The organism is Corynebacterium sp. NML98-0116 (assembly GCF_001767255.1).
Classification (GTDB): domain Bacteria; phylum Actinomycetota; class Actinomycetes; order Mycobacteriales; family Mycobacteriaceae; genus Corynebacterium; species Corynebacterium pseudogenitalium.
The window spans coordinates 1,921,294-1,939,096 of the sequence record NZ_CP017639.1; the positions used below are offsets into that span (position 1 = coordinate 1,921,294).

The following is a 17,803-nucleotide window of genomic DNA, read 5'->3' on the forward strand; positions in this document are numbered from 1 at the left end:
CGCTACTCCACCGTGACGGACTTCGCCAGGTTGCGTGGCTGGTCCACGTTCAAGCCACGTGCTTGCGCAACGGTGCAGGCGAAGATCTGCAGCGGGATCGTCGACAAGAGGGGCTGCATGAGGCCGGCCGACTGCGGGATGCGGATCACGTGGTTGGCGAAGCGGTTCACGTCTTCGTCGCCCTCCTCCGCGATCACGATGGTGACGGCACCACGCGCGCGGACTTCCTGGATGTTGGAGACAACCTTGGCGTGCAGGTTGTGGCGCGAACGCTTCGACGGCACGATGACGAACACCGGCTGCCCTTCCTCAACCAGCGCGATCGGGCCGTGCTTGAGCTCGCCTGCGGCGAAGCCCTCGGAGTGCAGGTAGGCGACCTCCTTGAGCTTCAGTGCACCCTCGAGCGCGACTGGGAAGCCGACGTGGCGGCCGAGGAAGAGCACCGACTTCGCGTCGGCGAGCTCGCGGCCAAGTTCCTGGATTTCTGCCTCGTTGTCCAGGATCCACTGGATCTTCTCCGGCATCTCCTCCAGCTCAGCAATGATGGTCTGGATTTCGTCGGTGAACTTGTTGCCGCGAACCTGCGCCAGGTACAGCGCCAACAGGTAGGACGCCACGATCTGGGAGATGAACGCCTTCGTCGACGCCACTGCGATCTCTGGGCCGGCGTAGGTGTACAGGGAGGCGTCGGCCTCACGCGGGATGGAGGAGCCGACCGTGTTGCAGATCGCGATGACCTTCGCGCCCTGCTCGCGCGCGTGGCGTACAGCCATGAGGGTGTCCATGGTCTCGCCGGACTGCGAAATTGCTACGACCAGGGTGTTCGGGGTGACGATCGGGTCGCGGTAGCGGAACTCGTGCGCCAGCTCGACCTCCGTCGGGATGCGGCACCAGTGCTCAATCGCGTACTTCGCCACGTGCCCCGCGTACGCAGCGGTACCGCAGGCCACGATGATGATCTTGTCGACGCTGCGCAGCACGGACTCGTCGATACGTAGTTCGTCGAGCGTGAGCTTGCCCTCGGCGTCGAAGCGGCCGTACAGCGTGTCGCGAACGGCAGCCGGTTGGTCGTGGATCTCCTTCGCCATGAAGGAATCAAACCCACCCTTTTCTGCGGCGGTGACGTCCCACTCGACGCGGAACGGGCTGCCCTCGGCGTGGTTGCCTTCGAAGTCAATGATGTCGTAGTTGTCAGCGGTCAGGGTGACGATCTGCCCGTTGTCCATCTCCACCGCGTCGCGGGTGAACTCGATGAAGCCGGAGACGTCAGAGCTGAGGAAGTTCTCACCCTCGCCCAGGCCGATCACCAGCGGTGAGTTCCAGCGCGCCGCAACGATACGGTCCGGGAATTCCTGCTCGATGGCCAGCAGCGTGAACGCGCCCTCGAGTCGCAGGGCGGTCAGGCGCATTGCCTCGGTGAGGTCCTTGTTCGCCTCAGTATTGAAGATGTCCAGCAGCAGCGTGGCTGCCACCTCGGTGTCAGTTTCGGAGCGGAACGTGTAGCCCTTCTCGCTCAGCTCAGCACGAAGTGCCGCGAAGTTCTCGATGATGCCGTTGTGCACCACGGCCAGTGCGCCGTCGCCGACGACGTGGGGGTGGGCGTTGGCGTCGGTAGGCCCGCCGTGGGTTGCCCACCGGGTGTGCCCGATGCCCAGGTTGGAAGGCGCAAGCGGCGCCTCTGCGATGGCCTGCTCTAGGTCCGCGACCTTGCCTGCCTTCTTCCTGCACGCGATGGTGTCGCCCTGCATGACTGCTACCCCGGCCGAGTCATAACCGCGGTATTCGAGCCTGCGAAGCCCATCAATAATGACGGTGAGGGCGTCGTGCTCGCGTGCACGCTCGCCACCTATGTATCCAACGATTCCACACATGGGGCGAATTTTACACGCGGCGTAGTTCCTGAAAAAGTGACGCCGCCGAACCCTATCCCAGCGAGCCCGTGAGCTTGCCGTGAAACTCCGTGGTACTCGGGTTCATGCCGATGAAGCGCACGTGCTTGCCGCGCTCCTCGTATTTTTGTTCAATGCTGTCGAGCGCCGCGACCGTCGACGCGTCCCACACGTGCGCGCGGTGCAGGTCCACGACCACTTCGTCGGGGTCCTCCGAGTACATGAACAGAGTGGTCAGGTCGTTGGAGGAGGCAAACAGCAGCTGGCCGGACACCACGTAGTGAGCCACGCCGTCGACAACTTCGCGGGTCACTTCCACCAGGTGGGCGACGTTTCGCACAAAGATTACCGACGCCACAAGCACACCCACCACGACGCCGATAGCCAGGTTGTTCGTCGCCAGCACCACTGCAACCGTGATCAGCATCGTGACGGTTTCCGAAGCCGGCAGCTTGCGCAGCGTGCTCGGCATCACCGAGTGCCAGTCGAACGTGCCCACCGACACCATCACCATCACGGCAACCAGCGCAGCCATCGGGATCATGGCGACGTACTCGCCGAACGCGAGCATCAAAATCAGCAGGAACGCGCCCGCCAGGAAGGTGGAAATACGGGTGCGAGCCCCCGAGACCTTCACGTTGATCATGGACTGGCCGATCATGGCGCAGCCACCCATCCCGCCGAACAGGCCGGTGACAATGTTCGCGACGCCCTGCCCCCAGCTCTCGCGAGTCTTGTTGGAGTGCGTGTCCGTGACTTCGTCGATCAGCTTCGCGGTCATCAGCGACTCCATCAGCCCGACAAGCGCCACGCCGAGCGAGTACGGTGCGATGATCCGAAGCGTCTCCCAGGTCAGCGGCACGTGCGGGATGAAGAATTCGGGCAGGCTGCTCGGCAGCTCGCCGCGGTCCCCGACCGTCGGGACCGGCGCATTCGTTGCGACCGCGATGAGCGTCACCACGAGGATCGCCACAAGCGGCGCCGGGATCGCCTGCGTGAACTTCGGCATCACCACCATGATCACGATGGCCAGCGCCAGCAGCGGGTACACCGCCCAGTGAATGCCGATGATTTCGGGCAGCTGCGCCACAAAGATGAGAATCGCCAGCGCGTTGACGAAGCCAATCATCACGCTTCGCGGCAAGAACCGCATCAGCGTTGCGACGCCAGCAACCGCCAACAGAATCTGAAACACCCCGGCGAGCATGATGGCCGCCACCATGTAGTCGTAGCCGTAGTCCCGCACCAGCGGCGCGATGACCAGCGCGACCGCACCCGTGGCGGCCGCAATCATGGCGGGTCGCCCGCCCGTAATCGCGATCACCATCGCCATGATGAAGGAGGAGTACAGCCCGATCTTCGGGTCCACCCCGGCGATGATGGAGAAGCTGATCGCCTCCGGGATCAGCGCCAGCGCCACAACTAGCCCGGCGAGGACCTCTTTCGTCAGGATGCGCGGTGTCTTCAGCGCTGTCGCCACTGATGGCTCGGGCTTGTACCGGCGCGTGTTTTCCGTGGTCAGCACGGTGGCTGCCATATGTGTCACTCCAAACGTTGTTGCTATTCGTAGCGCAGGGCTTCGATCGGGTTCATTCTCGATGCGCGGTTTGCCGGGTAGTAGCCGAAGAACAGGCCAATCAGCAGCGCGAATACCAGTGAGAGTAGCACTGCCGTGATCGGTGGCAGCACGAAGGCGTTGAGCAGGAGCGCACCGAGCATGCCGAAGCCCGCGCCCACGACCACGCCGAACACGCCGCCGATCAGGCAGACGATCATCGCCTCAGTGACGAACTGCATGCGGATCATCCGCCTCGTCGCCCCGAGCGCCATACGCACGCCGATCTCGCGGGTGCGTTCCGTCACGGTGATTAGCATGATGTTCATCACGCCGATGCCGCCCACCAGCAGCGAGATCCCGCCGATTGCGGAGACCACCACGCTCATCATGGTCAACGTCTGGTTGAGCTGATCGATGTCACGCTTCATGTCGGCCACTTTCCCCTTGTAATCGGGGTCGTCCTCATAGGCACGGTCCGCCCACGCCTGGACGTCCTTGGCCACTTGATCGGTGTCGGCGCCATCGGCGACGCGCACACTCACGTTGTCTACGCCAGGCACCGGTGTGCGCATCATGTCCGGCTGCACCGTGTACGGCACCGCCATCATCGACTGCGAAAAGTCCCCGACCAGCACGCCTTGCTTCTCAAAGTGCCCGTACGCGCCGACCACCTGCACCGAAGCGTACTGCCCGCCGATGTCCAGCTCGACTTCCTGCCCGATCGCCGAATCAGGGTCGTTATTGAACAGCTGCTCCACAACCTCCGGCGAGACCACCGCCACGGCGCGGTTCGCCTCAATGTCGTCTTGGGTCAGAAATCGCCCGGCGGTCAGCGGCAGGTTCTGCATCTCCAGCTGGTCAGCGTTGACAAAACTCACCATCGTGGTGCCGTGCGCCAGCCCGCGTGTCGCCTGAGCTGTCGAGCTATCCAACTCAAACGCGATACCCTTCGCCTGCGCCCCGAGGTCGGCGCGCAGGTCCTCGATCATGTCGGGGGTGAGCTTCGAGGCGTCGTCAATTTCTTGGAACATGTAGCGGGCGGCCTCGCTGTCATCCTCCTGGCGGGGCTTGACTTCGAGGTGGACGTCGTGAATGCCGAACTGCTCCAGGCTGTCCAGCGTCTGCTTCTGCATCGCCTTACCCAGCGTCATAATCGCAATCACCGAGGCGATGCCAATGATCACCCCGAGCAGCGTCAGCGCCGAGCGCATCTTGTTCGCCCGCAGGCTCACCGTAGCGAGTCTGACAGATTCGCGCGGGTTCACTCCTGCTCCTCAACCAAGGTCACAGTGGCACCGACGCGTTCGCGGTACTCGGCAGGCTTGTTCAGCACCCGCGTCCCCTTTTCGACGCCCTCTACGACCACATCCGAGTCCGACACCAGCCCAACCTTGACCGGCGTCTTCACTACCTCGAACTTGTCCCCGTCATCCTTCGGGCGAAGCGCGTACACCGAGTAGCTACCGTTCTCATCGACGACGGCCTCCCGCGGCACAGCGAGCGCGTCCTTCGCGGACTCCGTGGTGATCTGCGCCTTGGCCGTGCCGCCGATCTTCAGACCCTCGGTATCACCCAGAACCTCGATCTCCACGGGGAACTCCGGGCGCGCCGCCTGCGCCGACGCCCCATCCGCCGCGGGCTGCGTTTCCGCAACCGATGAAACATCCAGCACACGGCCCTTAAACTTCTTCGCGCCGGTGCCAGGCGTGGTGAACGAGACGGCGTCGCCCGGCTGCATCTTCGCCGAGTCCAACTCCTTCACGTTCGCACGCAGCACCAGCCGGTTCGGGTCCGCCACAGAGAGCAGATAACCCGTCGGCGTCTGCCCCTGCTTCACCGCAACCTCCGCGACCACACCCGCGATCGGGGCACGCACCTGACCCGACGCCACATCGACCTCAAGCTGCGCGATTGACTGGCCCGCCGCGGCCTGCGCCGCCTGCACACCACGCTGCGCCTGCTGCACCGCTGCCGCCTGGGAGTCGAGCTGCTGCTGGGCCGCAAGCTTCGCCACCTCGAGCCCGACCGCTGCCTCCGCCTTCGCATCAAATGCCTGGGCAACCGCGCGCTGCTTCGCCGCAAGATCCGCGTCGGTGTCGTTGAGGGCGGCGTCGTACGCCTTTTGCGCCGCAGAAAGGTTGTGCTTCGCGCCGCGGAAACGCTCGTCAGCCTCCAGTTTGCTCAGCAACGGCTGCACAGCATCGTCTTGCGCCATCCCAGATTGGAAGATGCTGTGGTTGCCGCGCACAGACTCCAGGGCCGCCGTCAGCGCGTCACGACGCGCCGAGTCCACGCCCTGCGCCTGCGTGAGCAGCGTGCTGTCCAGGCCCGCCGCAACTGCCTTCTTGCGTTGCTCAAAGACCGCGGTAGCCTCCTGCAGCTGGCCATCAGCCTGGCGAAGCGCCGCTTCCGCCTGCGTCACCTGTGGGTTCAGGCCACGCTGCATCGCGTCGCTCGACTGCTGGTAGGCCTGCTGGGCCTGCTCAAGCTGGTTCTGCGCCGCGACATCCGCCGAAATCTGCTGTGCCCGCTGCGTATCAATCTCACGCTGGACCCCCGACGTATCCAGGACCGCAACGACCTGGCCGGCCTCAACGCGCTGCCCCACCTTCACGTTCAGGGCTGTGACCGGGCCGGTCAGGTGCGTCGTCAACGCGGTCACCGTGGCAGCCTCCACCGTCGCGGTGACCGGCACTTTGGCAGCAACATCACGAGGAGCGAGCTCTGTCGTATCAGCTGCCATGACCGGCTGACCGCCCCCAAACCCGCACGCAGCGGTAGAGGCAAGAATACAAAGCCCGAGCCCCACGGTGGCAAGGGTCCGGGAAACGACATGGTTCGTTCGGCGCAGTCCTTTATTCACAGCGCTAAGGATAGCCGAAGTTTCACATCAATCAGAAGTTTTACGGATATAAAACTCCGGGTGATCCGCGCGCAGCAACGTGTTGCCAGTCAGGCCGCACCAGGCACGAATATCGATATCGATCGCCTCGTTCGTGGACCGCAAGTGCAGCACTTCCCCGTCCTTGATCTGGTCGCGGAACAAGAGGAAGAGGCGCACCAGGACATCACCGCACGCGATGTCCTGGGCGTCCCAGTAATGATCCTCATGCATTGCGGCGTGCCATCACGTTGTCGCGGGCCTGCACAATGAGCGCGAGCTGCTGCTCAGCCAAGTTCGCGGCCACGATTGGGTTATCCGCAAACGTTGCAAAACCGCAGTCCGTCGAGAAGACCACTCGGTCAGCTCCGAACGTGTCCAGGGCGCGCTCGATGCGCTCCTCCACTGCTTCGACCGGCTCCAGCTCCTGGAGCTTTTGGTTCAGCACGCCAACGCAGATGCGCTGGTCGTCGCGGATTCCCTCGAGGGCTCGGATATCGCCGGCACGTGGCGTCGCCAACTCCATGGACAACATACCCACGTTCAGCGAGGCGAACAGCTCAACGAACGGAGCGTAATCGCCCGTCAACGCCGCGGACTCATCCGTGGTCCAGTTGCCGCGGCACACGTGCAACGCCAACCGCTCCTTCGGCAGCCCCTCAGTGAGCTCATCGAGCAACGACTTCGCGAACTCCAGCTCCTCATCCACCGTGCCCTCCAGGCCGTCGAGCGCGCCACACATAAACGTGCGGCCGCCCCCGCCTGCCTGCCCGTACACGACTTCAGTAAGCACCGGCTCATCGATCTGCACCAGCGACGTTCCCTTCGCCAGCAATTCGTGGAGCTCCTCGCGTAGCACGCGAACGATGTCTTTCGACATCTCCTCGCGGTTCTCGTACGCGCGGTCGGAGACACACTCCATCCACATCGTGCGCGTGAGCAGGTACGGCCCTGGCAGGCACACCTTCACCGGGCGGTCGGTAAGCTGCTGCACAAACTCAACCTCGTGCGCAACCAGTGGCTTATCGCGACCAAGCGGGCCAAAGACCGCCGGGTGGCGCACCTCGCCCGCCGGGACGTCCAACGCGCGAAGCTCGCGCTCGAACTCCTCAGGGTCATCCACGTACGGCAGCAGGTCTGTAATCGGGATCAGCTGGCAGTTCTGCAGACGCCCCGCGACGAAGCTCGAGTAGTTGTCGCGTCGCATTTCACCATCCGTGACGACGTCCACTCCGGCCCGCTCCTGCGCCGCAAGCACAAGGCGCACTGCGTCGTCGGCTGTGGCCTGGAACGTGCCTTCATCCATCCGCTCTTCGAGGTGGCGGTGCAGCGCATCCAACAACCACGGAGACCGTGGCCAAGAGCCCATCGTCAGCACAGATCCCGCCGGAATCTCCGGCGCGGGAGCTGGCTCAGGCAGTTCCTTGGCGATCGTCGGCTCCACGACCTCCTGCGTCACCGGCATCTGCGGGCGCTTGCGCGGCCCCTTCTTCTTTTTCGGGCGCACAGCCTCGGGAGCGGCCGGGATATCAGCAACCTCCACGGGCTTCGTGAACGCCCCCTTCGACACAAGGAAGCGCCACCGCTTGTGCTCTGGCTCCTCAACCACGTTGACCAGGTCGTTGCCAGTCAAGTTACACCAGGAAGGCAGGTCCACCTTGACTGTGGGGTCGTAGGAGATGATCTCCAGCAGCTGGCCAGACTCGAGCGGATCGATGTTCTTTCGGATCAATAACAGCAACCCGTTACCGCAGTCCAGATCGCCACCGTCGAAGCTGGCGTCTGGGGCGTACGGGTGCAGATTCTCGGACTGAGACATCGTTGCCTTAGTAGGAAACGCTTGGGGTGCCGTCTGCCAGGAACTCAACCAGCTTTGCGCCGCCGACGATGGTGGCGCCGTCGATAAGATCCTCTTCCCCGAAGCCGCGCTTCTTCGCACAAGGCGCACACACGTACAGCTTGCCCTCTGCCGCGACAAAGTTCTCGATGAGTTCCTTGATCGGCGCGAATCCCTCCTCATGAATGTCGTCTGCGTAGCCCTTCACAGCCAGACGAGCGCCCTCGGAGGACAGGAACACCATCGTGTCCTGCGCGGAACCAACAGCAGCATTGGCGACGACGAAGCCGAGCGTCGCCAGGTCCTCATTATCCTTCGCGTGTGCAACGGTGACGCAAAACTTACCAGTACCCATCATGGACTCCTTCAAATTGGTTGTATCGAACACCAGAAAGTGTACCGAAACGCAAAAAAGCACCACCCCCTCGCAGCGAAACTTGGGGGTGGTGCTCTGTTGTCCTTGAGTCGGACGCCTCTACCGGATGGGTTTAGCGTGCCTTCTCAATGATCTCCACGAGACGGAAGTGCTTGTCCTTGGACAGCGGACGCGTCTCCTGGATGCGGACGAGGTCGCCAACACCGGCGGTGTTCTCCTCGTCGTGTGCCTTCACACGCTTGGTGGTACGGACGATCTTGCCGTACAGCGCGTGGGACTTGCGGTCCTCGACCTCGACAACGATGGTCTTGTCCATCTTGTCGGAGACGACGTAGCCGCGGCGGTTCTTCTGAACACGCTTCTCGTTGGTCTGTTCGTTCACGTTTGCCTCACTCATGATTAAGCCTCAGCTCCCGGAACAACGGACAGGCCGAGCTCGCGCTCGCGCAGCACGGTGTAGATACGTGCAATGTCGCGCTTCACGGTGGAGATGCGGCGGTTGTTGGTCAGCTGGCCGGTAGCAAGCTGGAAGCGCAGGTTAAACAGCTCTTCCTTTGCCTCGGACAGACGAGCGCGCAGCTCTTCGTCGTTGAGCTCGCGGAACTCGGATGCGGGGGTACCGTTTGCCATTAGAACTGGTCCTCCTTCTTGATGATGCGAACCTTGCAAGGCAGCTTCGCGCCTGCGCGGCGCAGTGCCTCGATAGCGGTTGCGTCGTTCGGGTAGGACATCTCAAAGAGAATACGTCCCGGCTTTACGTTAGCGACCCACTTCTCGACAGGGCCCTTACCGGAACCCATACGAACACCGAGAGGCTTCTGCGTCAACGGACGGTCCGGGAAGATGTTGATCCAGACCTTGCCACCACGCTTGACGTGGCGGTTGATCGCAATACGAGCCGCCTCAATCTGACGGTTGGTGATGTACGCCGGCTCGAGAGCCTGCAGAGCGTAGTCACCGAAGTTGATCGTGTTGCCACCCTTGGACACGCCAGAACGAGTCGGGCGGTGCTGGCGGCGGTACTTCACACGCTTAGGAATAAGCATTGATTAGCCCTCCTGCTTCTGCTCTGCACGCTGGCGGCGCTGGCCACCACGGCGTGGGCGGCGATCGCCACGGCCACGACGCTCGTTCGACGGAGCGTTGAGCTCGGACTCGCGCACGCCACCGACGACGTCGCCCTTGTAGATCCAAACCTTGACGCCGATGACGCCGAAGGTCGTGTGTGCTTCTGCGATGCCGTAGTCGATCTCAGCACGAAGGGTGTGCAGTGGCACACGGCCTTCGTGGTAGCGCTCGACGCGGGACATTTCAGCGCCGCCGAGACGACCCGAGGTCATGACCTTGATGCCCTTGACCTGTGGGTTGCGCATAGCGGACTGGATTGCCTTGCGCATCGCACGACGGAACGCAACGCGGTTGACCAGCTGTTCAGCGATGGACTGAGCAACGAGCGTCGCGTCGGCGTCGACGTTCTTGACCTCGAGGATGTTCAGCGCAACCATCTTGCCGGTGAGCTTCTCGAGCTCACGGCGGATGCGGTCAGCCTCAGCGCCACGACGGCCAATCACGATGCCCGGGCGGGCAGTGTGAATGTCGACGCGGACGCGGTCACGGGTGCGCTCGATGACAACGTCGGAGATACCGGCGCGCTCGAGGCCCTTGGACAGGAACTCGCGGATCTTGATGTCTTCTGCGACGTAATCAGCGTAGTTCTTGTCGGCGTACCAGTGGGACTTCCAGTCGGACGTGATACCCAGGCGCAGGCCGTGTGGGTGAATCTTCTGGCCCATTACTTCGCCCCTTCCTTGGACTCGACAACTACGGTGATGTGCGAGGTGCGCTTCCGGATCTGGAATGCGCGACCCTGAGCGCGTGGCTGGAAGCGACGCATGGTCGGACCTTCGTTTGCCCAGCACTCGGAGACGACCAGCGTACGCGGGTCCAAACCGAAGTTGTTTTCAGCGTTGGCGGCTGCAGATGCAACAACCTTGGCAACGTCCTTCGCAGCACCCTGTGGTGCGTACTTCAGGACTGCGAGAGCCTCGGAGACGGACTTCCCACGGACGAGGGCGAGCACGCGGCGCGCCTTCATCGGGGAAACACGAACGAACTTGGCCGTCGCGGATGCAGTGGTGATGGTGTCAGCCATTGCTTATCGACGTCCCTTCTGTTCCTTGACGTGACCCTTAAAGGTCTTGGTTGGTGCAAACTCGCCGAGCTTGTGGCCGACCATGGACTCGTCGACAAACACCGGGACGTGCTTGCGGCCGTCGTGGACGGCGAAAGTGTGTCCGATGAAATCTGGGAGAATGGTCGAACGGCGAGACCAGGTCTTGATTACCTGCTTGGTGCCTGCATCGTTCTGAGCGTCCACCTTGTTGAGGAGGTGCTCATCGACGAACGGGCCTTTCTTTAGGCTACGTGGCATGTCTTACTACCTCCTCTTAACGCTTCTTGTTCTTCGAGCGACGGCGTCGCACGATCATGTTGTTTGAGTAACGGTTTGGGTTGCGGGTGCGAACTTCCTTCTTGCCCCATGGGGACACTGGGTGACGACCACCGGAAGTCTTACCTTCACCACCACCGTGTGGGTGATCCACAGGGTTCATGACAACACCGCGGACCGTTGGGCGCCAGCCCTTCCAGCGCATACGGCCAGCCTTGCCCCAGCGGATGTTGATCTGGTCAGCGTTGCCGACCTCACCAACGGTTGCGCGGCAGCGGATGTCCACGCGGCGAATTTCGGAGGACGGCATACGCAGCACTGCGTAGGAACCTTCCTTACCGAGCAGCTGGATAGAAGCGCCTGCGGAACGAGCAAGCTTGGCACCTGCACCAGGCTTGAGCTCAACAGCGTGGATCGTCGTACCGGTCGGGATGTTACGCAGTGGGAGGTTGTTACCAACCTTGATGTCGGCGTTAGGACCAGCCTCAACGACGGCACCCTGCTTCAGGCCCTTCGGAGCGATGATGTAGCGCTTCTCACCGTCGTAGTAGTGGAGCAAAGCAATGTTAGCGGTGCGGTTCGGGTCGTACTCGATGTGAGCAACCTTTGCCAGCACGCCGTCTTTGTCCGAACGGCGGAAGTCAATCACGCGGTAACGACGCTTGTGGCCGCCACCACGGTGACGAGTGGTGATGTGGCCGTGCGTGTTGCGGCCACCCTTCTTCGGGAGCGGGCGCAGCAGCGACTTTTCCGGAGTGGAGCGGGTAAGCTCCTCGAACTCCGAAACAGAGCTGGCACGGCGACCCGGGGTTGTCGGCTTGTACTTACGAATAGCCATATTTTGTCCTTTTCTATCGAGTCACTTAGACGGCTGCGCCGCCGAAGATGTCGATGGGATCGCTGCCCTCGCGGAGAGTAACGTAGGCGCGCTTGGTGTCCTTGCGCTTACCGAAACCAGTGCGGGAACGCTTGCGCTTGCCCTCACGGTTCACGGTGTTCACCGAAGCGACGTCGACGCCGAAAATCTCTTCCACGGCAATCTTGATCTGGGTCTTGTTAGCAGACTTCGCTACAAAAAACGTGTAGGTGTTCTGCTCCATCAGCGCGTAGGTCTTCTCAGAGAGGACCGGCGCGATGATGATGTCGCGGGAATTCACGATCTTAGCCATTTACTTCTCCTCCTCCGCAGCTTCAGCCTTGCCACGGTTGATGAAGGTGTGCAGCGCCTCAACCGAGAACACAACGTCATCGGCGTTCAGCACGTCGTAGGTGTTCAGCTGCGCCGGCTCAAGAATGGTGACGCCCGGCAGGTTCCTTGCGGACAGACGGGAGTTAACATCCTCACGGCCGATCACGAGCAGCACCGACTTACGGTCAGTCAGACGCTCAATGAACGCACGAGCAGACTTGGTCGAAGGCTTCTGGCCCGGAACAAGCTCCTCAATGAGGTGGATGCGCTCGTTGCGAACACGATCAGTGAGTGCACCAGCAAGTGCAGCCTTGATCATCTTCTTTGGGGTGCGCTGCGCGTAAGAACGCGGCTGCGGACCGTGGACAATGCCACCGCCGGTGAAGTGTGGCGCGCGGATCGAGCCCTGACGAGCGCGACCGGTGCCCTTCTGGCGGAATGGCTTCTTACCACCACCGCGGACCATGCCGCGGGTCTTGGTGGCGTGAGTGCCCTGACGAGCGGCTGCCAGCTGAGCTGTCACAACCTGGTGCATCAGGGGAATGGAAGCTTCACGGTCAAAAAGTTCTGCCGGAAGCTCAACGGAACCGTTGGTCTTTCCGTCTGCGGTGTGGACGTTCAACGTCAGGTTCGTCATGCGTGAGCACCGCCCTTCACTGCGGTCTTGACGGTAACAACAGAACCCTTCGCACCAGGGATAGCACCCTTGATGAGGAGGAGGTTGTTGTCGCCGTCGATGCGTTGAATCTTCAGGTTCTGGGTAGTAACGCGGTTACCGCCCATACGGCCAGCCATGCGCTTGCCCTTGAACACGCGACCCGGCGTAGACGCGCCACCAATGCCACCAACGCGACGGTGAGCAGCCTGGTTACCGTGTGCTGCACCCTGGCCCGCGAAGCCGTGACGCTTCATTGCGCCAGCGAAGCCGTGGCCCTTGGTGGTGCCAGCAACGTCGACGAAGACGTCGCCGTCAAACAGATTGACGGTGATCTCTTGGCCGAGTTCGTACGCAGAGGTGTCATCCATGCGGATTTCAGCTACGTAGCGACGTGGGGTGACGCCAGCCTTCTTGAAGTGGCCAGCCTCTGGCTTGTTCGTCTTACGGGGATCGATGTCGCCGTAAGCAATCTGGATGGCGGAGTAGCCATCAGTCTCTGGTGTACGGATCTGGGTGACCACGCACGGCCCAGCCTCAACGACGGTAACCGGGATAACACGGTTCTCGTCGTCGAAGATCTGGGTCATGCCGAGCTTGGTGCCCAGAATGCCCTTGATCTGGTTATCAGACATGTATTAGTTCTCCACTACTTACAGGTTGTCGGATCTCTAGTGATTACTGGATGTTCACGTCAACGCTTGCAGGAAGGTCGATACGCATGAGCGCGTCAACCGTCTTCGGCGTCGGATCGAGAATGTCGATGAGACGCTTGTGCGTGCGCATCTCAAAGTGCTCGCGAGAGTCCTTGTACTTGTGGGGAGAACGAATAACGGCGTACACGTTCTTCTCTGTGGGCAACGGCACCGGTCCAACGACGCGGGCACCCGTGCGGGTGACCGTCTCAACGATCTTCTTCGCAGATGCGTCGATCGCTTCGTGGTCGTAGGCCTTCAGCCTGATGCGGATCTTCTGTCCCGCCACGCTTACCTCTTCCTCGCATCCCCACATTCTGAACGAAGCGGTGGGGTTGTAGCTTCTAGTTTCTCTATAACGTTGTCCGGGCTGGGCCCATGGCTCAACGCCAGTGTCGTTTTCATTGACTGTTTGACACTTCCGGAAGGTGAGTAACGCGACAATAAACTGCGCGCTTACTTCAGTGCTTCCGCCTCGGTGCACACGTGCATCGGGGTGTCAGACTCGGAAGGGTGCGTGACCCTTGCGTACTGCCGCTGTTTATTTGCCATGTCCCTTCTCCGGTTTCTCACCTAGTTAACCTAGATAAAAACCTTCTTTGGAAGGTGTCATGTTTACCCCACCATCACAACCTTGCGGCCGCCATGTCGAGGCAACCCGAGTATTAAAACACGTTCTTGCAAGAAGCGCAACCCCTCCTCTGAACATTTCAGTTTGATTGCAGAGTGATATCCATTCGGAAATTTTTGCATCGATTCAGGCAAGCTAGCTGGTTGCTGTGTACCCTGGGTGTTTACACGGGCGTCTGTCCGTCGTACTTTTCTTTACCCAATATATAGACGAAGGGATTTTCCATGGCCGACCACAATGCAACCGAGAACACTCCTGCCACCACCGAGGCAAAGGAGACAGAGCAGGTTCGCACCCGCAACTCCAACCTTGAGACTGAGCACGGCACCACGATGATCGACGACAACGTCGTCGGCAAGATCGCCGGCATCGCCGCCCGCGAAGTTTCCGGAGTTTACAACCTGGGCGGTGGCGCTGCACGCATGTGGGGCGCTGTTCGCGAGTCGCTGACCTCCTCCACCAATGTTCAGCAGGGCGTCGATGTCGTTGTCGAGGACGGCCACGCTTCCGTCGCTGTTGCAATTATTGCGGAGTACGGCGTCGCCATCCACGAGCTCGCAAACGCCATCCGCGAGAACATCACTGTTGCTGTGACCCGCATGACCGGCCTTATCGTTGACCGCGTCGACGTCACTGTTCACGACGTCCACCTGCCGGAGCAGGACAACGAGGAGTCCAACGAGGCCGCCTACAACGCTAACCAGGCGCTGGCTCAGTAATTATGGCGTACACCTCCGTTAGCCGCGAGGTGGCCGAAGCCGCCCGGGACGCCATTTTGGCTGTCCCCGGCGTTGCGGGTATGCACGGCGGGTTCTTCGGTGAAGTTGCCCTCCTGCTACCCGGCGAGCGGATCGAAGGGCTCAAACCCGCGACGCGATCCTCAGACCCCAACCTCCGCGGCCTTGAAGTCAACTTTATTTACGACGTTTCGAGCGAACGGGACATTCACTCCGTCGCCGACGACGTACGCACCGCTACCCTGCGCGCCACCGATGTCGATTTCGTCGACGTTGTTGTCGCCGACGCCGAATAGGAACGCCCGTTAGGGCGTCCGCGTTGCGTACCCACAACTACAAGTAAGTGGTGAACAATGAATCTTTTATCTAACAAAGCGTTAACCGGTGTCATTATCGGCATTATCGTTGCTTTCTTCGTCACCTTTGGCGGCGGACTCGGGCTACTGTGGCTCGTTCTCTTCTCCGTCATTGGTGGTGTCGTCGGCGCCCAGCTTGATGGCAAGCTGGACCTCGCAGAAATCCTGAGCACCAGCTCGGGCAAGGGTCGTAGCTAATGGCGTCGAACCAATTCCATCTCAGTGAGCGCGTCATCGCGCAGATTGCTGAGGTGGCGGCTTCGTCAGTGCCCGGCACGATCGAAATGGACGCAAAGCTTGCAGGTTTGGCAGGCCGCAGCTTTCCCCAAATCGATGTCCGCCTGGACCGAGTTTCAGGCACCGCGGCCGTCGAAGCCGAGATCGCTACTACTTACCCTGCCCCCATTGCTGCCATCACGGACGCCGTGCGTTCAACGATCATCTCGCACATCCGGACATTGACTGGGCTGGACGTCTCCAGCGTCAATATCGAGGTGGCAAACGTCACCGCGAACGCCGGTGAACCCGTCTCGTGGGACGACGTTGCAAACCACCAGTCGTTCATCATCCCGACTCCGCTGAAGGTCAAGCCTTTGGACGTGGAGTCCCCGACGACGAAGGAGCCGGAACCGTTGCACGATATCGTCGCTCGCTCGCTTGTCGACGACCTGACGGACACCCACGCTCCAGAGCCAGTCTCTGTGAAATCCATTGCCGCTCCGACTCCGTACCCCGTGCGTACCAAGGGCTTCGAAGCACAGCCCACGCGGGTTTTCCGTCCACAAACGCCGGAGCCTGCCCGACTGCTTGGCGTGCAAACACACAAACAGCGCGTATATAGCCCGAGCGTTCCGCAACCTGCGCCGCTCAAGCCCATTCGCGTGAAGCGCACTGCGGCACCGACGACGGTATCGGCACCGCAACCTCAGCCGCTTCGTGAAATTACGATCAAACCGGCGGTGAAGTACTATGACCGAACCTAATACGCCCGTCGCCCCAGTAGGCCCGCACCCGGCTGCCGCACCGAAAGCTAGCCCAGTTGCTCGCTGGATCACCGTGCTCGCCGGCCTGGCGTTCCTCGGGGGCGCCGTTGTTACCGGGCACGACGCTTGGGTGCGACTCCAGGAAACTAGCGACCAACCGGAGTGGCTCCCCGAGCTCTACGACCAGTTGACGTTGAATCTCATTGACATCACGTGGGTGGGCGTCTCAGTTGGCATCATTGTGATGCTCGTAGGGCTCGCGCTTGTGGTTGCATCGTTCAAACCTCGCCAGAAAACTCATCTACGCGTGCAGTCACCGGTTTCGATCTGGACGCGACCGGTGGATATTGCGCGAAAGTCAACGTTCCTCGCAACGTCTCAGTTCGGCGCAAACCATGCGCGTACCAAAGCGGACCGGAAGAAGGTCACACTCACAATGCAGACCGACACGCAACGCCCCGAGGTAGAGCAGCAAGCGCACGAAACTCTCGTTGGTGAGTTCCAGCGTCTGGAGCAGGTACCCGCCATCACCATCAAGACCGAAGCGCCAGCACCAGTTGCTGAACAGGAGGCGAAGTAAATGACCAAGACACTTGCGTTCTTTGACCGCATACTCGTCTTCATCCTCGGAGTTTTGTTGCTCTGCATCGGGTTCGTTCCACTCGCATACTTCTGGGACATCCCCTACGTCAGCCAATGGATCCAGCAAGTGGATCCAGTGGTGATCGGCAACCTGCCCTACCGTTCCTGGTACAACACCGCGTTGATCGTCGGTGCGGTTGTGCTGGTAATTATCGGGCTGTGGGCCATTATCGCAAATATTCGCAGCCGCGGGTTCTCCACCCGCGCCATCACCGCAGCCGACGCCGAGCATGGCACAACCGAAATCAACGTCAAACGCGTCGCCGAAGCCGCATGCCACCACTTGGCTATGGACCCCATCATCAACTCTGCCGACGCCAAAGTTGCGATGGTCGAGACCAGGCCGACCGTTGAATTCGTTGCGATTGCCAACCCAGCATTCTCGCTGGACGAAGTCGTTGACGTTCTCGAGCGCGCCGATCAGGACTTCCGAATGGCAAACCACACAATGAACGTGGATACCCTGTGGAAGCTGCACTTCGACCAGGTTAGCGCCTAAAAGGACTCACGCGAATGCTCCCCACCAACAGGTGGGGAGCTTTTCGTGTCCAGACGGTGCGGCTTAAGGGACATTTTGTGTGTATAAATCTATTCGGTTTCCCGGACTCCCGATATGGTGTTCAAAACAGTTCCATTCGCCAGTCTTGAGAATTGAACGCCGGATGACGTCTGACGTGTGGGATGTATCGAGTCTGCGGGTAGCGCAGCGAGATTGGTGGCTCTAGGGAACAAGAACCGGTCTCCCTACGCGTTGGGCAATCGCATACTGCCAGGGACACGAGCAATGCCCTGGGCGCGCACGATACTGGCCAGGGCACGAACAGGACCGGGAAGCAAGGCGTTGGGGTATGCCATTAAGCGAGCTGCCATACAGCCTGCGGGGCGAGAGACGATCTTGCACACCGCGGTGCGCTGAATGGGCGAC

The 17,803-nt window shown here is 61.1% G+C and carries 24 protein-coding genes; 6 read left to right on the forward strand and 18 right to left on the reverse strand.

Annotated features, from left to right (window positions below):
- Positions 1-2: 2 nt before the first annotated feature.
- The 18 genes from glmS to rpsJ form a co-directional block, all read right to left on the reverse strand.
- The gene (glmS, locus tag BJP05_RS08860; protein WP_070363090.1) at positions 3-1,871 is read right to left on the reverse strand and encodes a glutamine--fructose-6-phosphate transaminase (isomerizing); all 1,869 of its coding nucleotides are present in this window, start codon (positions 1,869-1,871) and stop codon (positions 3-5) included.
- Positions 1,872-1,923: 52 nt separating this feature from the next.
- Positions 1,924-3,426: a SulP family inorganic anion transporter gene (locus BJP05_RS08865; protein ID WP_070363091.1), complete on the reverse strand. Its 1,503-nt coding sequence runs from the start codon at positions 3,424-3,426 to the stop codon at positions 1,924-1,926.
- A 23-nt stretch (positions 3,427-3,449) separates the two neighbouring features.
- Positions 3,450-4,712 (reverse strand): ABC transporter permease, encoded by a 1,263-nt coding sequence (locus tag BJP05_RS08870; RefSeq protein ID WP_070363092.1) that lies wholly within the window; start codon positions 4,710-4,712, stop codon positions 3,450-3,452.
- Entirely contained in the window at positions 4,709-6,310 is a 1,602-nt protein-coding gene (locus tag BJP05_RS08875) for an HlyD family efflux transporter periplasmic adaptor subunit (RefSeq protein WP_143000827.1), read from the reverse strand. The genes BJP05_RS08870 and BJP05_RS08875 overlap by 4 nt, the downstream gene beginning before the upstream one ends.
- 27 nt (positions 6,311-6,337) lie before the next feature.
- Entirely contained in the window at positions 6,338-6,562 is a 225-nt protein-coding gene (locus tag BJP05_RS08880) for a hypothetical protein (RefSeq protein ID WP_070363094.1), read from the reverse strand.
- On the reverse strand, positions 6,555-8,147 hold the full coding sequence (locus BJP05_RS08885; RefSeq protein ID WP_070363095.1) for a sulfurtransferase TusA family protein: 1,593 nt from the start codon (positions 8,145-8,147) through the stop codon (positions 6,555-6,557). The genes BJP05_RS08880 and BJP05_RS08885 overlap by 8 nt, the downstream gene beginning before the upstream one ends.
- A 7-nt stretch (positions 8,148-8,154) precedes the next feature.
- Positions 8,155-8,553 carry a DsrE family protein gene (locus BJP05_RS08890; protein ID WP_205634834.1) on the reverse strand — a complete coding sequence of 133 codons (399 nt, stop codon included), beginning with the start codon at positions 8,551-8,553 and terminating at the stop codon, positions 8,155-8,157.
- 100 nt (positions 8,554-8,653) lie between these two features.
- Positions 8,654-8,938, reverse strand: coding sequence for a 30S ribosomal protein S17 (rpsQ, locus tag BJP05_RS08895; protein ID WP_070363097.1), 285 nt, complete (start codon positions 8,936-8,938; stop codon positions 8,654-8,656).
- 2 nt (positions 8,939-8,940) lie between these two features.
- On the reverse strand, positions 8,941-9,171 hold the full coding sequence (rpmC, locus tag BJP05_RS08900; RefSeq protein ID WP_070363098.1) for a 50S ribosomal protein L29: 231 nt from the start codon (positions 9,169-9,171) through the stop codon (positions 8,941-8,943).
- The gene (gene rplP / locus BJP05_RS08905; RefSeq protein WP_070363099.1) at positions 9,171-9,587 is read right to left on the reverse strand and encodes a 50S ribosomal protein L16; all 417 of its coding nucleotides are present in this window, start codon (positions 9,585-9,587) and stop codon (positions 9,171-9,173) included. Before rplP ends, rpmC begins: the two co-directional genes overlap by 1 nt.
- A 3-nt stretch (positions 9,588-9,590) precedes the next feature.
- The gene (gene rpsC / locus BJP05_RS08910) at positions 9,591-10,334 is read right to left on the reverse strand and encodes a 30S ribosomal protein S3 (RefSeq protein WP_070363100.1); all 744 of its coding nucleotides are present in this window, start codon (positions 10,332-10,334) and stop codon (positions 9,591-9,593) included.
- Positions 10,334-10,693 (reverse strand): 50S ribosomal protein L22, encoded by a 360-nt coding sequence (gene rplV / locus BJP05_RS08915; RefSeq protein ID WP_070363101.1) that lies wholly within the window; start codon positions 10,691-10,693, stop codon positions 10,334-10,336. The genes rpsC and rplV overlap by 1 nt, the downstream gene beginning before the upstream one ends.
- 3 nt (positions 10,694-10,696) lie before the next feature.
- Positions 10,697-10,972, reverse strand: a complete 276-nt coding sequence (gene rpsS / locus BJP05_RS08920; protein ID WP_070363102.1) for a 30S ribosomal protein S19 — start codon at positions 10,970-10,972, stop codon at positions 10,697-10,699.
- Between the two features lie 16 nt (positions 10,973-10,988).
- A complete protein-coding gene (gene rplB / locus BJP05_RS08925; RefSeq protein WP_070363103.1) occupies positions 10,989-11,828 on the reverse strand; it encodes a 50S ribosomal protein L2 in 840 nt (279 codons plus the stop codon).
- 25 nt (positions 11,829-11,853) lie between these two features.
- Positions 11,854-12,159, reverse strand: a complete 306-nt coding sequence (gene rplW / locus BJP05_RS08930) for a 50S ribosomal protein L23 (protein WP_070363104.1) — start codon at positions 12,157-12,159, stop codon at positions 11,854-11,856.
- Positions 12,160-12,816: a 50S ribosomal protein L4 gene (gene rplD, locus BJP05_RS08935; RefSeq protein ID WP_070363105.1), complete on the reverse strand. Its 657-nt coding sequence runs from the start codon at positions 12,814-12,816 to the stop codon at positions 12,160-12,162. It lies immediately after the preceding gene.
- A complete protein-coding gene (rplC, locus tag BJP05_RS08940; RefSeq protein WP_070363106.1) occupies positions 12,813-13,469 on the reverse strand; it encodes a 50S ribosomal protein L3 in 657 nt (218 codons plus the stop codon). The genes rplD and rplC overlap by 4 nt, the downstream gene beginning before the upstream one ends.
- Positions 13,470-13,512: 43 nt before the next feature.
- Entirely contained in the window at positions 13,513-13,818 is a 306-nt protein-coding gene (gene rpsJ / locus BJP05_RS08945; protein WP_003848085.1) for a 30S ribosomal protein S10, read from the reverse strand.
- 566 nt (positions 13,819-14,384) lie between these two features.
- Here rpsJ and BJP05_RS08950 point away from each other — a divergent pair.
- Genes BJP05_RS08950 through BJP05_RS08975 form a run of 6 tightly spaced genes read left to right on the forward strand, consistent with a single transcriptional unit; the run spans position 14,385 to position 17,377 of the window.
- Positions 14,385-14,879, forward strand: coding sequence for an Asp23/Gls24 family envelope stress response protein (locus tag BJP05_RS08950; RefSeq protein ID WP_070363107.1), 495 nt, complete (start codon positions 14,385-14,387; stop codon positions 14,877-14,879).
- A gap of 2 nt (positions 14,880-14,881) precedes the next feature.
- Complete coding sequence (locus tag BJP05_RS08955; RefSeq protein WP_070363108.1) at positions 14,882-15,193, forward strand: hypothetical protein; 312 nt, start codon at positions 14,882-14,884, stop codon at positions 15,191-15,193.
- 57 nt (positions 15,194-15,250) lie between these two features.
- Entirely contained in the window at positions 15,251-15,451 is a 201-nt protein-coding gene (locus BJP05_RS08960; protein WP_070363109.1) for a hypothetical protein, read from the forward strand.
- Positions 15,451-16,236 (forward strand): Asp23/Gls24 family envelope stress response protein, encoded by a 786-nt coding sequence (locus BJP05_RS08965; protein ID WP_070363110.1) that lies wholly within the window; start codon positions 15,451-15,453, stop codon positions 16,234-16,236. Before BJP05_RS08960 ends, BJP05_RS08965 begins: the two co-directional genes overlap by 1 nt.
- Positions 16,223-16,816 (forward strand): hypothetical protein, encoded by a 594-nt coding sequence (locus tag BJP05_RS08970; protein ID WP_070363111.1) that lies wholly within the window; start codon positions 16,223-16,225, stop codon positions 16,814-16,816. Before BJP05_RS08965 ends, BJP05_RS08970 begins: the two co-directional genes overlap by 14 nt.
- The gene (locus tag BJP05_RS08975; protein WP_070363112.1) at positions 16,817-17,377 is read left to right on the forward strand and encodes a hypothetical protein; all 561 of its coding nucleotides are present in this window, start codon (positions 16,817-16,819) and stop codon (positions 17,375-17,377) included. It begins immediately after the preceding gene.
- The last annotated feature ends 426 nt before the right edge of the window (positions 17,378-17,803 follow it).

What these genes read in the sequence shown, in the direction of transcription:
- glmS (WP_070363090.1), bottom strand. Translation starts at nt 1,871, where the DNA reads ATGTGTGGAATCGTTGGATACATAGGTGGCGAGCGTGCACGCGAGCAC.
- BJP05_RS08865 (WP_070363091.1), bottom strand. Translation starts at nt 3,426, where the DNA reads ATGGCAGCCACCGTGCTGACCACGGAAAACACGCGCCGGTACAAGCCC.
- BJP05_RS08880 (WP_070363094.1), bottom strand. Translation starts at nt 6,562, where the DNA reads ATGCATGAGGATCATTACTGGGACGCCCAGGACATCGCGTGCGGTGAT.
- BJP05_RS08885 (WP_070363095.1), bottom strand. Translation starts at nt 8,147, where the DNA reads ATGTCTCAGTCCGAGAATCTGCACCCGTACGCCCCAGACGCCAGCTTC.
- rpsQ (WP_070363097.1), bottom strand. Translation starts at nt 8,938, where the DNA reads ATGAGTGAGGCAAACGTGAACGAACAGACCAACGAGAAGCGTGTTCAG.
- rpmC (WP_070363098.1), bottom strand. Translation starts at nt 9,171, where the DNA reads ATGGCAAACGGTACCCCCGCATCCGAGTTCCGCGAGCTCAACGACGAA.
- rplP (WP_070363099.1), bottom strand. Translation starts at nt 9,587, where the DNA reads ATGCTTATTCCTAAGCGTGTGAAGTACCGCCGCCAGCACCGCCCGACT.
- rpsC (WP_070363100.1), bottom strand. Translation starts at nt 10,334, where the DNA reads ATGGGCCAGAAGATTCACCCACACGGCCTGCGCCTGGGTATCACGTCC.
- rplV (WP_070363101.1), bottom strand. Translation starts at nt 10,693, where the DNA reads ATGGCTGACACCATCACCACTGCATCCGCGACGGCCAAGTTCGTTCGT.
- rpsS (WP_070363102.1), bottom strand. Translation starts at nt 10,972, where the DNA reads ATGCCACGTAGCCTAAAGAAAGGCCCGTTCGTCGATGAGCACCTCCTC.
- rplB (WP_070363103.1), bottom strand. Translation starts at nt 11,828, where the DNA reads ATGGCTATTCGTAAGTACAAGCCGACAACCCCGGGTCGCCGTGCCAGC.
- rplW (WP_070363104.1), bottom strand. Translation starts at nt 12,159, where the DNA reads ATGGCTAAGATCGTGAATTCCCGCGACATCATCATCGCGCCGGTCCTC.
- rplD (WP_070363105.1), bottom strand. Translation starts at nt 12,816, where the DNA reads ATGACGAACCTGACGTTGAACGTCCACACCGCAGACGGAAAGACCAAC.
- rplC (WP_070363106.1), bottom strand. Translation starts at nt 13,469, where the DNA reads ATGTCTGATAACCAGATCAAGGGCATTCTGGGCACCAAGCTCGGCATG.
- BJP05_RS08950 (WP_070363107.1), top strand. Translation starts at nt 14,385, where the DNA reads ATGGCCGACCACAATGCAACCGAGAACACTCCTGCCACCACCGAGGCA.
- BJP05_RS08955 (WP_070363108.1), top strand. Translation starts at nt 14,882, where the DNA reads ATGGCGTACACCTCCGTTAGCCGCGAGGTGGCCGAAGCCGCCCGGGAC.
- BJP05_RS08960 (WP_070363109.1), top strand. Translation starts at nt 15,251, where the DNA reads ATGAATCTTTTATCTAACAAAGCGTTAACCGGTGTCATTATCGGCATT.
- BJP05_RS08965 (WP_070363110.1), top strand. Translation starts at nt 15,451, where the DNA reads ATGGCGTCGAACCAATTCCATCTCAGTGAGCGCGTCATCGCGCAGATT.
- BJP05_RS08970 (WP_070363111.1), top strand. Translation starts at nt 16,223, where the DNA reads ATGACCGAACCTAATACGCCCGTCGCCCCAGTAGGCCCGCACCCGGCT.
- BJP05_RS08975 (WP_070363112.1), top strand. Translation starts at nt 16,817, where the DNA reads ATGACCAAGACACTTGCGTTCTTTGACCGCATACTCGTCTTCATCCTC.